Annotated in this window: 10 protein-coding genes; 5 read left to right on the plus strand and 5 right to left on the minus strand. The window is 63.1% G+C overall.

Annotated elements, in window-relative coordinates; translation table 11 throughout:
- Positions 1 to 227: 227 nt before the first annotated feature.
- On the plus strand, positions 228 to 1,019 hold the full coding sequence (locus IFT57_RS12795; RefSeq protein ID WP_122715495.1) for a TSUP family transporter: 792 nt from the start codon (positions 228 to 230) through the stop codon (positions 1,017 to 1,019).
- Here IFT57_RS12795 and nudC read toward each other — a convergent pair.
- The 5 genes from nudC to gnd are packed head-to-tail and all read right to left on the minus strand — an operon-like array spanning position 987 to position 7,030.
- Positions 987 to 1,817, minus strand: coding sequence for an NAD(+) diphosphatase (nudC, locus tag IFT57_RS12800; RefSeq protein WP_192151634.1), 831 nt, complete (start codon positions 1,815 to 1,817; stop codon positions 987 to 989). The genes IFT57_RS12795 and nudC overlap by 33 nt on opposite strands.
- 34 nt (positions 1,818 to 1,851) lie before the next feature.
- Entirely contained in the window at positions 1,852 to 3,666 is a 1,815-nt protein-coding gene (locus IFT57_RS12805; RefSeq protein WP_192151635.1) for a glycoside hydrolase family 15 protein, read from the minus strand.
- A 57-nt stretch (positions 3,667 to 3,723) separates the two neighbouring features.
- On the minus strand, positions 3,724 to 4,551 hold the full coding sequence (locus IFT57_RS12810; protein WP_122796983.1) for a Cof-type HAD-IIB family hydrolase: 828 nt from the start codon (positions 4,549 to 4,551) through the stop codon (positions 3,724 to 3,726).
- Positions 4,548 to 6,056: a glucose-6-phosphate dehydrogenase gene (gene zwf / locus IFT57_RS12815; RefSeq protein WP_192151636.1), complete on the minus strand. Its 1,509-nt coding sequence runs from the start codon at positions 6,054 to 6,056 to the stop codon at positions 4,548 to 4,550. Before zwf ends, IFT57_RS12810 begins: the two co-directional genes overlap by 4 nt.
- On the minus strand, positions 6,053 to 7,030 hold the full coding sequence (gene gnd / locus IFT57_RS12820) for a phosphogluconate dehydrogenase (NAD(+)-dependent, decarboxylating) (protein WP_122715500.1): 978 nt from the start codon (positions 7,028 to 7,030) through the stop codon (positions 6,053 to 6,055). The genes zwf and gnd overlap by 4 nt, the downstream gene beginning before the upstream one ends.
- Before the next feature lie 640 nt (positions 7,031 to 7,670).
- Between gnd and glgA the strand changes: the two genes are divergently transcribed.
- The 4 genes from glgA to IFT57_RS12840 are packed head-to-tail and all read left to right on the plus strand — an operon-like array spanning position 7,671 to position 15,928.
- Positions 7,671 to 9,233 (plus strand): glycogen synthase GlgA, encoded by a 1,563-nt coding sequence (glgA, locus tag IFT57_RS12825; protein ID WP_192151637.1) that lies wholly within the window; start codon positions 7,671 to 7,673, stop codon positions 9,231 to 9,233.
- Positions 9,234 to 9,267: 34 nt separating this feature from the next.
- On the plus strand, positions 9,268 to 11,061 hold the full coding sequence (gene treZ / locus IFT57_RS12830; RefSeq protein ID WP_192151638.1) for a malto-oligosyltrehalose trehalohydrolase: 1,794 nt from the start codon (positions 9,268 to 9,270) through the stop codon (positions 11,059 to 11,061).
- Positions 11,058 to 13,142 carry a 4-alpha-glucanotransferase gene (malQ, locus tag IFT57_RS12835; RefSeq protein WP_192151639.1) on the plus strand — a complete coding sequence of 695 codons (2,085 nt, stop codon included), beginning with the start codon at positions 11,058 to 11,060 and terminating at the stop codon, positions 13,140 to 13,142. Before treZ ends, malQ begins: the two co-directional genes overlap by 4 nt.
- Entirely contained in the window at positions 13,139 to 15,928 is a 2,790-nt protein-coding gene (locus IFT57_RS12840) for a malto-oligosyltrehalose synthase (RefSeq protein WP_192151640.1), read from the plus strand. The genes malQ and IFT57_RS12840 overlap by 4 nt, the downstream gene beginning before the upstream one ends.
- Positions 15,929 to 15,930 lie beyond the last annotated feature (2 nt).

The raw sequence follows: 15,930 nt of genomic DNA on the forward strand, positions 1-15,930 counted from the left end.
CGGCTCCGCGGCGTTGCTTTCGCGGCCGCTGACCGCTCCTACGGTATGAGGCTCCTGTGTAGGAGCGGTCTTTGGCCGCGAAATGAGCGGCGCGGTGGATCTGGGGATCGGCGGCGTTGCCTTCGCGGCCGCTGACCGCTCCTACGGATGCACGTGGCGGCGTGCACCGGCTAGAATGGCTGCATTCGCGTGCGCCTTTCGCATGCACCCTGCCATGAAGCCAACCCATGTCTTTCGATTTTCTGTCCAACCTCAGCGTCACGCCGACTGTCCTGCTTATTCTCGTGCTGGTGGCATTCGTGGCCGGCTTCATCGATGCCATAGCTGGCGGCGGCGGTCTGCTCACAACCCCTGCCCTGCTCACCGCTGGGCTGCCACCCCACCTGGTGCTGGGCACCAACAAGCTCAGCTCGACCTTCGGCGCCGCTACCGCAGGCTACACGTTCTATCGCCGCAAGCTGTTTCATCCCGGTCAATGGAAGAATGCCCTGCTGGGCACCTTGGTAGGCGGATTTCTCGGTGCGGGCGCGGCGCACTACATGCCCGCCGAATGGCTGAACAAGATGCTGCCGGTGATCGTTTTCGCCTGCGGTCTGTACCTGCTGTTCGGCGGTACACCCAAAGCCCCGCTGGACAGCCACGCGCCGATCAAGCGCAAATGGCAGTTGCCTCAAGGCCTGGCGCTGGGTTTCTACGATGGCGTGGCAGGCCCCGGCACCGGCGCGTTCTGGACCGTCAGTACGCTGCTGCTGTACCCGCTGGATCTGGTCCGCGCCAGCGGTGTGGCGCGTAGCATGAACTTCGTCAGCAACATCGCCGCCCTCACGGTGTTCATCGTCAGCGGCCAGGTCGATTGGCTGATCGGTCTGAGCATGGGCATGGCGGTAACGGTCGGTGCGTTCTTCGGCGCGCGCACGGCGATTGGCGGCGGCGCCAAGTTCATCCGCCCGGTGTTCATCACCATCGTGCTGGCCCTGACCGTGCGGCTAGCCTGGCAGCACTGGTTCGGGCAGGCCTGAGCGGCGCGCCACATACAGGTCGATGAGATGCCGGGCAATCGAACGGCCGGCAGGAAGGGCCGGCAACGCATCGATACGGAACCACTGGGCGTCCTCGATCTCGTCGAGTTGCGGGACGATCTCGCCTGCAGCGTACTCGGCGTGGAAACCCAGCATCATCGAATGCGGAAACGGCCAGCATTGGCTGCCGATGTACTGGATGTTGCGTACGCTCACCTGCACCTCCTCCATCACCTCACGGCGCAGGCAGTCTTCGGCCGACTCGCCTGGTTCGGCAAAGCCTGCCAAGGTGCTATAGACACCCGGCACGAACCGTGGGGAGCGCGCCAGCAATACTTCATCGCCGCGCGTGACGAGTACGATCATGCTCGGTGAGATGCGCGGGTAACTGCGCAACTCGCAACGCGCGCAGTGCATCGCACGTTCACCCGGCACCTGCAAGGTCGGGCCGCCGCAACTGCCGCAGAACCTGTGCTCACGCGCCCAGGTGCCGATCTGTGCCGCGTAGCCGAGCATTCGGTAGACTTGGAAATCGCCTTCGAGCATGAACTGCCGCAAACCTTGCCAGTAGCATTCGTCCGGCGTATCAGGGCTGCGCAGTTCAAACAGGTAAACCGGCCGGCCATCGAAATGCCCGATGCCGTGCTCGGTCAGTACCTCCACGGACTGCTGCTTGAGCCAATCGCGCTCGAACAGTACCCCTCGCGCATTGCAGAGAAAGCCCTGACTGCTCCGGGCAACGGCCCAGCCGCCGGGTTGTGCGGTATCGAGCACCGCTGTGGTCCAGCGTTCACTCATCGAATCAAATCCTCGTTTGGCAAATGCCGCGCGATCATTCCACGCGCGCGCCCACGGCGGCGGCAGCGCGGGCCTGGGCCGGGTTCTGTGCGCGGTACAGGTTCAGCGCGGTGTTGATGATGCCCAGTTGGCTGAACGCCTGGGGAAAGTTTCCCAGCATGCGCCCGGCCTTTGGGTCGTACTGTTCAGCCAGCAGGCCAACGTCGTTGCACAGACCGGCCAGGCGTTCGAACAGACGCTCGGCTTCGGCCATGCGGCCTTGCAGCACATAGACATCGGCCAGCCAGAAAGAGCACACCAGAAAAGTCCCTTCGCCGGGGTCCAGGCCATCGACCCCGTGCGCCGTGTCGTAACGCAGCAGCAGACCGTCGCGCATCAGCGTGGTCTCGATGCGCGCCACGGTCGCCACCACCCGCGGATCATCCGGCGGCAGGAAACCGGTCAAGGCGATCTGCAGCAGGCTGGCATCGGTATGGGTCGAGCCGTAGGCCTGGACGAAGTGACCGTGCTGCGCGTCGATGCCCTGGCTGCAGACCTGGGCATGAATGCGGTCGGCGACGGCGCGGTAACGCGCGGCCTGCTCCTGCCCTTCCTCGGTTGGCTCGGCCAGGTTGGCCGCACGGTCGAAAGCCACCCAGGCCATGACCTTGGAGTGGGTGAAGTGCTGCGGTGCACCGCGAATCTCCCAGATACCCTCGTCCGGCTGCTCCCAGATGCTCTCCAGGTACGGCAGTATGACGCGGAAAATCGCGGCGCCACGTGGGTGTCGCGGCAGCCCGGCGCGGATCGCCTGGCTCATCGCATCGGCCACTTCGCCGTAGACATCCAGCTGGCGCTGGGTCGCGGCGCCGTTGCCGATGCGCACTGGCGCGGAACCCTCGTAACCCGCCAGCCATGGCAAGGTCTGCTCGGGCAATCGGCGCTCGCCGGCCAGGCCGTACATGATCTGCATCTGCTCAGGGTTGCCGGCAACCGAACGCATCAACCACTTGCGCCAGGCGGCGGCTTCTTCGTAGTAGCCCAGGTTCATGAAGGCCAGCAGGGTCATGGTGGCGTCGCGCAGCCAGCAGTAGCGGTAGTCCCAGTTGCGCTCGCCGCCCAGCTGTTCGGGCAGCGAGGTGGTGACCGCAGCAACGATGCCGCCCGTGGGGGCATAGGTCATGGCCTTGAGGGTCAACAGCGAACGTTTTACCAGCGGTGTCCAGGCCCCTACGGACGGACAGCGTTCGGCGAATTCACGCCAGTAGCGTTCGGTTTCGGCCAGGCAACGGTCGGCATCCAAGGGCGGCTGCAACGGCAGGTGCGAGGGCTGGAAACTCAGACGGTAGCACAGCCGCTCGCCAGCACCGACCGTGAAGCGGCTGCCGGTACGGTGGTCCACCGCGTGCAGGTCGGATGCACTGCGCAACACCAGCATGTCGGGGCCGGCCACTGCGGTCAGCGTCCTGGGGTGCGCCTGCTCGACCCAGGGCACACTGCTGCCGTAGTCGAAGCGCATGACCAGTTCCATGTCGAACGCGACCTTCCCGCTCAGGCCGACCACTGTGCGCACCACGCAGTCCTGTTCGCCCACCGGCATCCAGTCGACGAGCATGGCGCTGCCGTGTTCGGTATGGAACACCGTCTCCAGGGTCATGGTGCTGTCGCGGTAGCGGCGCTCGGTGCCGGTCAACGGATCGCTGGGACAGATACGCCAGCGACCGTTTTCGCTGTCACCCAGCAGGGCCGAGAAGCAGGCCGGGGAATCGAAACGGGGAAAGCACAACCAATCCAGTGAACCCGACTTGTCAACCAGAGCAGCGGTACGGCAATTGCCCAACAGGGCATAGTCTTCGATCAGCGCCGGCATGGAACCCTCATGATCACGGGCGCGGACCGGGAATCGGAGCCGCGCCGGAAAACTGCATCAACCTCGAGTGCGGGGCAGTATCAGTTCGTGTATGGCTTGCGCTACGCCATCTGCCGCGTTGCTGGAGGTAACCGCATCGGCCTGATCGCGCACCCCCTGCTCGCCCTGACCCATTGCCACGGAGAACCCGGCGCGCTTGAACATGGCTACGTCGTTGGCGCCGTCGCCCAATACGGCGGTATTGGCCAGATCGATGCCCAGACTTCCCGCCAGGGTTGCCAAGGCTTCGCCTTTGTTCGCCAACACCGCAGTGATGTCCAGGTAATACTGCTGCGAGCGTGCCGCAATCGCCTTGCCGCTCAACGGTGCCTGCAGCTGCTTTTCCAGATCGATCAGCAGTTGGAAATCATTGGAGGTTGCGACCATCTTGTGCACACGGTCCAGATAGGGCGTGAAATCGTCGACGATCAGCGGCTCATAGCCCAGAGCGTGCAGCTCCTTGGGAAAATAGTGAGCTTCGCGGTCGCGCGCCAGCCACTGATCGTCGGCAAATACCCAGACGTCCAACTGGTGCTCGGCAAACATCGCCAGACAGGTATCGACCGCCTCGCGCTCCACCCAATGGGACTGCAGCTCGCTGCCGTCAGGATTGACCAGCACCCCACCATTGAATGCAGCAGTGGGCAGGTCGATCCCCAAAACCCGGATCTGCTCGCGCATTGCCCGTGGTGGGCGACTGCTGGCCAGGGTAAACCGTACCCCGGCGGCGCGCAGCTGCGCCACCGCTTCGATGACGGCAGGGCTCAGGCTGTGATCGGGCATCAGCAAGGTGCCGTCCATGTCGCTGAGGACGAACTGGATGAGGTGTTGCGAGGGCGCACTCATCCCAGTCGATGCCAATGGTGGCCATCGCGCGCCAACAACTCGTCGGCTGCTTCCGGACCGTCTTCGCCCGCCGCGTAGGTGGCAATGCTGCCACCGTCGCGCCACGCATCGAGGAACGGCTGCACGGCGCGCCAACCGTTTTCAATGTTGTCGGCGCGCTGGAACAAGGTCTGGTCGCCGATGAGGCAGTCGTAGATCAGCGTCTCGTAACCCGTGGACGGCTGCATCTGGAAGAAGTCCTTGTAGGCAAAGCCCAGCTTGACGTTTTCCAGCTCCATGGCTGGGCCAGGGCGCTTGGCCTGCAGGTCGAACCACATGCCCTCGTCGGGCTGGATCTGGATCTTCAGGTAATTGGACTTGAGACGGTCCACTTCGGTGTCGCGGAACTGCGCGTAGGGCGCCGGTTTGAAGCAGATGGCGATTTCGGTGTCGCGCACGCTCATGCGCTTGCCGGTGCGCAGGTAGAACGGCACTCCAACCCAGCGCCAGTTGTCGACCATGACCTTGAGCGCCACGTAGGTTTCAGTGGTGCTCTGCGGGTCGACCTTGGGCTCCTCGCGGTAACCGGGCTTGTCGCCCTGCCCTGCGGTGTACTGGCCGCGGACCGAGTTCTTCAAGGCGTCGGCCTTGGACCAGGGGCGGATGGCGCCGATCACCTTGGCCTTCTCGCCACGGACCGCGTCGGCGCCGAACGCCGCGGGGGGTTCCATGGCAATCATCGCCAGCAGCTGGAACAGGTGATTGGGCACCATGTCGCGCAACGCGCCGGTCTGGTCGTAGAAATTGCCACGGGTCTCGACCCCGACCGTTTCAGCGGCGGTAATCTGCACATGGTCAATGTAGTGGTTGTTCCAGAACGCTTCGAAAATACCGTTGGAGAAACGGCTGACCAGAATGTTCTGCACCGTCTCCTTGCCCAGGTAGTGATCGATGCGATAGATCTGCTTCTCGCTCATGACGCTCAACAGGCAGGCATTGAGCGCTTCGGCGGAAGCCAGGTCGTGACCGAAGGGTTTTTCGATCACCACCCGGCGGAAGGCGTCGGGCTGCTCCTTGAGCAACCCGCTGCTGCCCAGTCGCTGCGCCACTTCACTGAAGAAGCGCGGCGAGGTGGCCAGGTAGAACATGGCATTGCCGGTACCGTTGACTTCGATGCGCTCGGCGATGGCCTGGTAGGTCGCATCGTCGAGGAAGTCACCAGAAATGTAGCTGATGCGTTTGCGCAGCTTGGTCCAGAGCGCCGGATCCAGCACTTTGTCCGGCTCGTCGATGCCCTTGGCGCGCGCCTGTTCGATGATGAAGGCTTCGAGCTTGGCGGCGAAATCCGCGTCGCTCACCTCGTTATGGTCGACCCCGACGATGTGCAGGCCGTTGTCCAGCAGTCCATCCCGGCTCAAGTTGTACAAGGCCGGCATCAGCAAGCGTTTGACAAGGTCGCCGTGGGCGCCGAACAGAAACAGGGTTGACGGTGGAGCGGCATCTACTTTCGAGGTCGCTCTACTCATTTGGGAACCTCGACGTGACCGCCGAAGCCGAAGCGCATCGCCGAGAGGATCTTGTCACCGTAGGTGGCGTCCTGACGCGAGCGGAAACGGGCGAACAAGGCACTGGACAGCACCGGTACCGGTACCGCCTGCTCGACTGCAGCGTCGATTGTCCAGCGGCCTTCGCCACTGTCGGACACCACACCGGAATACTGGGTGAGCTGCTGATCGCTGGCCAGCGCATCGGCGGTCAAGTCCAGCAACCAGGACGAAACCACGCTGCCGCGACGCCAGACTTCGGCGATGTCGGCCAGGTTGAGGTCGAAGCGCTGATCTTCCGGCAGCTCGCTGCTGGATTTGGTCTTGAGGATGTCGAAGCCCTCGGCGAAGGCTTGCATCATGCCGTACTCGATGCCGTTGTGGATCATCTTGACGAAATGCCCGGAACCGGCCGGACCGGCATGGATGTAGCCACGCTCGGCACGATCGTCCGAGCTGTTGCGATCACGGGTACGCGGGATATCGCCCATGCCAGGCGCCAGGCAATCGAACAGTGGGTCGAGGCGTTCGAAGATTTCCGGCTCGCCACCGATCATCATGCAGTAGCCGCGATCCAGGCCCCACACACCACCGGAGGTGCCAACGTCGACGTAGTGCAATTGGCGTGCAGCCAGCTCGCGAGCGCGACGGATGTCATCCTTGTAGAAGGTGTTGCCGCCGTCGATGATCACGTCGCCTGGCTCGAGCAGATCGCCCAGCTGGGCGATGGTCGCCTCGGTCGGCGCACCGGCGGGCAGCATGACCCAGACCGCGCGGGGGGTGTCCATCTTGCTCACCAGATCGGCGAGATCGGCGGCACCGACAGCGCCCTCACCGGCCAGACCATGCACTGAATCCTGATTGCGATCGAAGACCACCGTTTGATGACCCGCGCGCATCAGCCTTCTGGCGATGTTGCCGCCCATGCGGCCCAGCCCAATGATTCCCAGTTGCATGCGAGAGCTCCACTCTATGTTGCTTGAAGAAGATATTTCTTGAACGGTGTTGTCCGGAAAGCGTGTACGGGTATTGCCCGAACCAGCCTTCAAGTTAGTCCCGGACGATACCGGTAAGTTTCCGAGTATACCTTTGGTCGATTGTGACACTGGGCAAAACTTGGGTTTTTTTGTCGATTTCATCAACGCCTGCACTTGCGATACGACACAAATCGCAACGGTTTTTGCAGACAGTCTCGATCGCTGGCCGAACGGGCCTGCAACGCACTGCCAGGTGCGCTGAAAGCCTTCTGGCAGAGGGCTGTAGTACGGGTGTGCCAATAATTATCGGCCGTCAGTCGCGCGCCTGGCCCAAAAAAATGACGGATCTCCTACACTCAGGCCGCAGGCGACGTATCGCTTGGAAATCCGATGCAAAAAAGCTCGAAACTTTTTGCAAATCAGACAGGTCAGGATAGGGAGCAGGTTATTTGATGTTTCTTGTCCGCCAAACCTGCCATCCCGTGAATCATTGCAGCCCGCGGCAGGAACGTCGTTGGCTGCGGCGCCTGTGCGTGTGTCAGCGGGAAGCGCTAATCGATCAGCGCTTTTTTCAGAGTCAGGATCTGCCATACAAGTACGTAATGCACGGGAGAGAACAATGATCAGTGCCGCTGTCGAAAATCACGGAGAGCGTTTCAACAGGCAAGCGGCGGAAACCGCCCACTTGCAGGTTCCCACGCCTACCAGCAAAGCACTGCAGGCGCCGTCTGGCGCTCACAAACAAAAAGTTCTTTTCGTGACATCGGAAATTGCCGACCTGGTCAAGACCGGCGGCCTGGGTGACGTGTCGGCTGCGCTGCCACGCGCCATGAGCCAGGTACACGACGTTCGCGTACTGATTCCCGGCTACCCGCAGGTGCTCAACAGCGACAACCCGATCCATGTCGTCGGTGAACTGAGCGGCCACGCCGCCCTGCCACCGTGCAAGATCGGCCGTATGGACATGCCCGATGGGCTGGTCATCTACGTGTTGCTGTGCCCGGAACTGTACGAGCGCGACGGCACCCCCTACGGAGCCAACAACGGCCGCGACTGGCCGGACAACCATATTCGCTTCGCCCGCCTGGGCCTGGCAGCTGCCGACATCGCTGCAGGCCAGGGCATGGTCCACTGGAAGCCAGACCTGGTGCACGCCCACGATTGGCCAGCGGGCCTTGCGCCGGCCTATATGCACTGGCGCGGGCTGCGCACGCCGACCTTGTTCACCATTCACAACCTGGCCTATCAAGGCGTGTTCAGCCGCGGCTGCTGCCCCGAGCTGGGCGTTCCCAACCATGCCATGCAGCAGGACGGCATGGAGTTTTTCGGCAAGCTGTCGTTTCTCAAGGCCGGCATGGCCTACGCGAACCACATCACCACGGTGAGCGCCACCTACGCCGAAGAGATCACCACACCCGAATTCGGTTGCGGGCTGGAAGGCTTTCTCAGCAGCAAGGCGCAGCAAGGCAAGCTCAGCGGCATTCCCAACGGCATCGACGCCAGCTGGGAGTCGGCCACCGATCCGCACCTGGTGTGCCCATTCAGCCTGAACGACTGGGAAGGCAAGGCGGTCAATGCGGCTCACGTGCGCAAGCTGTTCGAAATCGAAGAGTCCGATGGCCCCCTGTTCGCCGTGGTATCCCGCCTCGTCTATCAGAAAGGCCTGGACCTCACCGAAGGCGTGACGCAGTTCATCGTCGAAAACGGCGGTCAGGTGATCATCATCGGCCGCGGCGAGCCCGAGGAAGAGCAGGCCATGCGCGAACTCGCATTGCGCTTTCCCGGCCGCGTAGGTGTACGTATCGGCTTCAACGAAACCGATGCGCGGCGCATGTTCGCCGGCAGCGACTTCCTGCTGATGCCGTCACGCTACGAACCATGTGGTTTGAGTCAGATGTACGCTCAGCGCTTCGGCTCGCTGCCGGTAGCGCGCAACACCGGTGGCCTGGCTGACACGATCGAAGACGGCGTGACCGGCTTCCTGTTCGGCGAGTCGACCATCGACAGCTACAAGGCCGCCCTGGCGCGCGCCTTCTATGTCTTCGGCAAGCCTGAACTGTTGAATGCCATGCGCTGCCGCGCGATGACCCAGCCTTTCAACTGGAGCGAGGCAGTGGAACCTTACGCCGAGCTTTATCAGGCGCTGGTCCATGGCAGCAAGACTTCTGCGAATCATAAATAACGGCGCTCAATCAATAATGGAAGAGGTTTCATCGATGCCTTCACGGAAAACTGAAACCTGGTCCCACGGTGCGGTAATGCAGGACTCCGGGCTCACCCATTTTGCACTGTGGGCACCGGACGCTTTTTCGGTAGGGTTGCAGATCGCCGACGCCGAGTCGCTGCCCATGGTCGCCGGCAACGATGGCTGGTTCACGCTCGAGCACAAATGCCCGGCGGGTACCGCTTACCGTTTCGATATCGATGGCGAGATGGCGGTGCCCGATCCCGCGTCCCGCGCCCAGCAGGACGATGTGCACTCCCCCAGCATCGTGGTCGATCCACTGGCCTATAGCTGGCAGAACACCAGCTGGCTGGGCCGACCATGGTCGCAGGCGGTCATCTATGAGCTGCATGTGGGTGCGCTGGGCGGCTACGCCGGTGTCGAGTCTCACCTGGCACGCCTGGCAGCCCTGGGCGTCACCGCGATCGAGTTGATGCCCATCGCCGAATTTCCCGGCGAACGCAACTGGGGGTACGACGGCGTGCTGCCGTATGCCCCGGAAGCTTCGTACGGCACACCTGAACAACTCAAGCATCTGATCGACTGCGCTCACGGCCATGGTCTGATGGTGATCCTCGATGTGGTCTATAACCACTTCGGTCCGGACGGCAATTACCTGGGCCGTTACGCCAAGGGTTTTTTCCGTCACGACAAGCACACCCCTTGGGGCGATGCCATCGACTTCCGTCGCGACGAGGTCAGAAGCTTCTTCATCGATAACGCGGCCATGTGGCTGCTCGAATACCGTTTCGACGGCCTGCGTTTCGACGCCGTGCATGCCATTCAGGACCCGACCTTCCTGCAGGAGATGGCCACCACCCTGCGCGAGCAGGTCGGCGCCGATCGACACGTCTGGTTGATGCTGGAGAACGAGCACAATCAGGCTCATCTGCTCGAGCAAGGCTACGATGCGCAGTGGAACGACGACGGTCATAACGTACTGCACGCACTGCTGACGGGCGAAGACGAGGCGTACTACGCCGACTTCAGCGAACAGTCGACCGAAAAGCTGGCGCGCTGCCTGAGTCAGGGTTTCATCTATCAGGGCGATACCAATCAGAAAGGCGAATCGCGTGGCGAGCCGAGCGGTCATCTGCCGCCCACGGCCTTCGTGCTGTTTCTGCAGAACCATGACCAGATCGGCAACCGTGCCATGGGCGAGCGCCTGAGTCTGCTGTGCAGCGAGCCAGCCCTGCGCGCCGCCACCGCCCTGCTGTTGCTGTCGCCGATGATTCCCATGCTGTTCATGGGTGACGAGTGGGCGGCCGACGAGCCGTTCCTGTTCTTCACCGATCATCACGGCGAATTGGCCGAAGCGGTCCGTGAAGGACGTCGCGCCGAGTTCGCCGCGTTCGACGCTTTTGCCAATGAAGCAACCCGCGCGAAGATTCCCGATCCCAACGCGGCCAGTACCTTCGAAGCATCGCGGCCGGACTTCGCCGAATTCCAGTTCCGCCAGGACGGCGCCTGGGTGCAGTTGTACCGGCAGTTGCTGGCCTTGCGTCGTGACGAGATCGTCCCACGCCTGGACGGCGCCCAGTCACTGGGTGCCCAGGTGCTGGCCGACAAGGCGGTAACGGCAAAATGGCGTATGGGCGATGGCAGCGTGTTGCGTATCGACCTGAACCTGAGCGAAGCGACCGTGCCGGTGCAACTGCAGACCGAACACCTGCTGTTCGACAGCCGGCCACAGAACGATACCACCGCTGCACTGACTCAAGGACTGCCTGCCTTCACCGCTCTGGTCAGCTTGACTCCGGCGGGTGCCTCGGAGACAGCGGCATGACTGAACAACGCCAACTTCATGACCTCGCCAAGCACGCCGGCATTGCCGTCGACTGGACCGACGCCAACGGCAGGCCACAAACCGTCGCCGACAGCGTGCTGCGCAAGGTGCTGCATGGCCTGGGTCATCCCGCCGATTCGGTGCAGGAGGTCGAGCAGAGCCTGGATGAGTTGCGCAAGACGGCGCAGTCGCATCGCCTGCCCCCGTTGTTGACGGTCGAACACGGTGAGCCACTCGACCTTGCCCGGTTCTTCGAGCCGGGTACGGCCTGCGAAGTCCATCTGGAGGACGGCAGCACGCTGTCCGTGAGCCTGGACAAGCACGGCGCTCTCCCGGGCCTGTTGCCTGTCGGCTACCAGGACGTGCACATCGAACAGCAGCATTTTACCCTGGCCGTGGCGCCCTCACGCTGCTACAGCGTCGCTGACGCCTATGGCCAGGACGCGGCCCACGCCTGGGGGTTGGGTGTTCAACTGTACGCCGTGCGTCGTGGCGGGGATGGCGGCTTCGGCGATACTCAAGCGCTGGAGACGCTGGTGCGCAGCGCCGGCGAACGTGGCGCCGATGCCTTGGCGATCAGCCCCATGCACGCCATGAGCAGCAGCGACAACACCCGCTACAGCCCCTACTCGCCTTCGAGCCGACTGTTTCTCAACAGCTTGTACGCCGCGCCTGCCGCAGTGCTCGGTGAGGATGCCGTGCGCACCGCCATCGAAACGTCCGGGTTGAGCGATACCCTGCAGGCCCTGGAAGCCCTGCCGCTGGTCGATTGGCCGGCGGCTGCCGGCGCCAAACAGCGCCTGCTGCGCGCCCTCTACGACAGCTTTTGCCAGACAGAACATCCCCTTAATGCGGATTTCAGCGCGTTCCGTCACACCGGTGGCGAAGCGCTGGAGAATCACTGCCGCTACGAAGCGCTGCAGGCCGACTTCAAGGCTCGTGGCGAAAGCCTGGACTGGCGCCAGTGGCCCCAGCAGTGGCACGACCCTCGCGGTACTGCCGTGGCCGAGTTCGCGGCAGCCAATGGCGATGAGATCGCCTTTCACGCGTTCTGTCAGTGGCTGATCGACCGCTGTCTGGCCAAAGTGCAACAAGCGGCGCGCAGCAGCGGCATGAAGATCGGTCTGATCGCCGACCTCGCCGTGGGTGCCGACGGTGCCGGCAGCCAGGCCTGGAGCCGTCAGGACGAGTTGCTCGCCGACCTGACCGTGGGCGCCCCACCCGACATTCTGAATCGCTCGGGGCAAAGCTGGGGCATCTCGGCATTCTCCCCCGAGGGTCTGCAACGCAATGGCTTTCGCGCATTCATCGAGATGCTGCGGGCCAACTTCGCCCACGCCGGTGGCTTGCGCATCGACCACATCATGGGCCTGCAACGCCTGTGGCTGATTCCAGCCGACGCCAAGCCCGGGGAAGGCGCCTACCTGCAATTTCCCATCGACGACATGTTGCGCCTGCTCGCGCTTGAATCCCATCGTCACCAGGCGGTAGTTCTGGGCGAAGACCTCGGCACGGTGCCCGATGGCCTGCGTGAGAAGCTCGCGGCCAGGCAGATGCTGGGGATGCGCGTCCTTTTGTTCGAACAGAACGACGGCGTATTCATCGAGAATCAGGCGTGGCCGGACAATGCCTTGGCCACTTCGACCACCCACGATCTGCCGACCCTCAATGGTTGGTGGCGCGGACGTGACATCGACTGGAATCGCGACCTCGAGCTGATCGACGAACCGACAGAGAAACACTGGCGCGAAACCCGCGAACACGAGCGTCGCGCATTGCGCCAGGTACTCGCGCACGAGCTGCAGCAGAGCCAGGTGAACTGCGTCGACGATATCGACGCGATCATCGATGCCAGCACCCGCTTCCTTGGCCAGACCCCTGCTCCGCTGGTATTGCTGCCGATCGACGATGCCTTGGGTATCGAAGAACAGGCAAACCTCCCGGGCACCATAGACAGCCATCCCAATTGGCGCCGCCGCTACAGCGCCCATGCCCAGAATCTTCTCGACGATGAAGACGCTGCCAGACGCCTAGAGCTGCTGGCCTGCGCCCGCCAACAAGCCAGTGAGCGTTACCGATGAAAAAAATGACGGCCAGCGTTCGGCTGCAGTTGCACAAGGATTTCACCCTGGATGATGCCGCTCGCCTGGTGCCGTATTTTTCCCGGCTCGGCATCAGCCATGTGTACGCGTCTCCCATTCTCAAAGCCCGCCCGGGCTCGATGCACGGCTACGACGTCGTCGACCCTACCCAGGTCAACCCCGAACTGGGTGGCCAGCCCGCGCTGGAGCGGCTGATCGCAGCGCTGCGCGAGCACGACATGGGTTTCATCCTGGACATCGTGTCCAACCACATGGCCGTGGGGGGTGCGCACAACCCGTGGTGGCTCGATCTGCTCGAGTGGGGGCGTCGCAGCCCGTATTCGGAGTTCTTCGACATTCAGTGGCACTCGCCCGACCCGTTGCTCGAAGGCCAGCTGCTGCTGCCGTTTCTGGGCAGTGACTATGGCGCCGCCCTGCAAGCTGGCGAGCTGGTGCTCAAGTTCGACGCCGAACAAGGCAGCTTTTTCGTTGAGCACTACGAGCATCGCTTCCCGATCTGCCCCATCGACTATCCGCACATTCTGGCTGCGTCCGGCAATGCGCCGATCAGCGAGCTGGGCGCGCGCTTCGCCAACCTGCATGGCAGCGACGATGCGTACGGCGAGGCGCGCGCATTGCAAGCCGACCTGGCGACCCGCGCCGCCAGTGGCGGTCTGGGCGATGCCATCCAGGCTTCCCTGGCCCAGTTCGACGCTACCAGCGAGGAAGGCTTCAAGCGACTGCACGAGCTGCTGGAGCGGCAGTCCTATCGATTGGCCAGCTGGCGCACCGCCGGTGACGACATCAACTGGCGGCGCTTCTTCGACGTCAACGAGCTGGGCGGCCTGCGTGTCGAGCGTCCGGCGGTGTTCGAAGCGACTCATGCGAAGATCTTCGAACTGATCGGCGCAGGTCTGGTGGATGGCTTGCGTATCGACCACATCGACGGACTGGCGGACCCACGGGGCTACTCGCGCAAACTGCGACGTCGGGTCAATGCCCTGTTGCAGCAGCGCCCCGAGTCCGCGCGCATCGACCATGTACCGATCTACGTCGAGAAGATTCTGGGCGCAGGCGAAACCCTGCACCGTGACTGGCAAGTCGATGGCACCACCGGCTACGAGTTCATGAACCAGGTATCGTTGCTGCAACACGATCCTGCTGGCGAGCAGCCACTGGGCGAGCTGTGGAGCCGCGTCAGCGGACGTCCCAGCGAGTTTATCGAAGAAGCCCACGTAGCCCGCAATCTGGTGCTCAACGGCTCGCTCGCGGGCGATTTCGAATCTGTGGCCCAGGCCTTGCTGCAGGTGGCACGCGGCGACCTGATGAGCCGCGACCTGACCCTGGGCGCGATCCGTCGGGCTCTGCAGGAACTGATCGTGCACTTCCCGGTGTACCGTACCTATATCAACCCGTGCGGACGTCCGGCTGAAGACGAAGCCTTCTTCCAGAAGGCCATGGACGGGGCACGCGGTACCTTGGGCGAAGCCGATTGGCCGGTCCTCGATTACCTGCAGCGCTGGCTGGGTGGCGAACGCTGGCGTGCCTTGCCTATCGGACGTCGACGCAAACTGATTCGCCATGCCTGCGTGCGCTTCCAGCAACTGACATCGCCAGCGGCCGCCAAGGCTGTCGAAGACACCGCCTTCTACCGCTCCGCCGTGCTGCTTTCGCGCAACGACGTCGGTTTCGAAACCGAACTGTTCGCCGGTACCCCGGAGGGGTTCGACCAGGCCTGCCAGCAGCGCCTCGAAAATTTCCCTGACAATCTGCTGGCCACCGCTACTCACGACCACAAGCGTGGCGAAGACACCCGTACGCGTCTGGCCGTGCTCAGCGAGCGCGCACCTTGGTACGTCGAGCAAGTGCAGCGATGGCTGGAGCTGGCTGCGCCCCTGCGCAGTGCCTTCGGCGACGGCCACGCACCAAGCGGTGGCGACGAACTGATGCTGTACCAGGCCCTGCTGGGCAGCTGGCCGCTGGAGTTGCGCAGCGACGACGTCGAAGGCCTGACCGCCTACGCCGAGCGCCTGTACCAATGGCAGCAAAAGGCGTTGCGCGAAGCCAAGCTGATCAGCAGCTGGAGTGCGCCGAACGAAGCCTACGAGAAGGCCTGCCGTGATTTCCTCGAGCAGTTGCTGTTGAGCGAGCAAGGTCGTCCGCTGCGCGATGCCATTGCCGCCGCCAGCCGCACCATTGCGCCCAGCGGTGCGTTGGACAGCCTGGTGCAGACCCTGCTGCGCATGACCGTGCCTGGCATCCCCGATCTGTACCAGGGCGCCGAGTACTGGGATTTCAGCCTGGTCGATCCGGACAACCGTCGTCCTGTGGACTATGCTGCGCGCGAGCGCTCGTTGGACGCACGCCCTGCGGTCAGCGAGTTGCTGCAGAACTGGCATGATGGTCGCATCAAGCAGGCCATGATCCAGCGCACGCTGCAAGCCCGTGCCGCGCACCCGGCGCTGTTCCGTGACGGCAGCTATCAGAAGCTCGACGTCCAGGGCGTGCATGCCGAGCGCATTCACGCATTCGCTCGCGTATTGGATGGCGCAACGGCGGTTGTCATCGTGCCACGCCTGGCCAGCGGCCTTTTGGGCGACACGCAGACGCCATTGATCGAGGCCAGCGCCTGGGGCGACACCCGTGTCGTTTTGCCATCGGTGCAATCCGGGGCTACATTGAAGGGACTTTTCTCCGACCACGCAGTCACAGCAGAGAAGGAATTGTTGGTGAGCACTGCGCTGAAAGAGTTTCCCGTCAATCTCTTCCTACAAAGTGAGCTGTAATA

This window comes from Pseudomonas sp. CFBP 13719 (assembly GCF_014842095.1).
In the GTDB taxonomy this organism is placed as follows: Bacteria; Pseudomonadota; Gammaproteobacteria; order Pseudomonadales; family Pseudomonadaceae; genus Aquipseudomonas.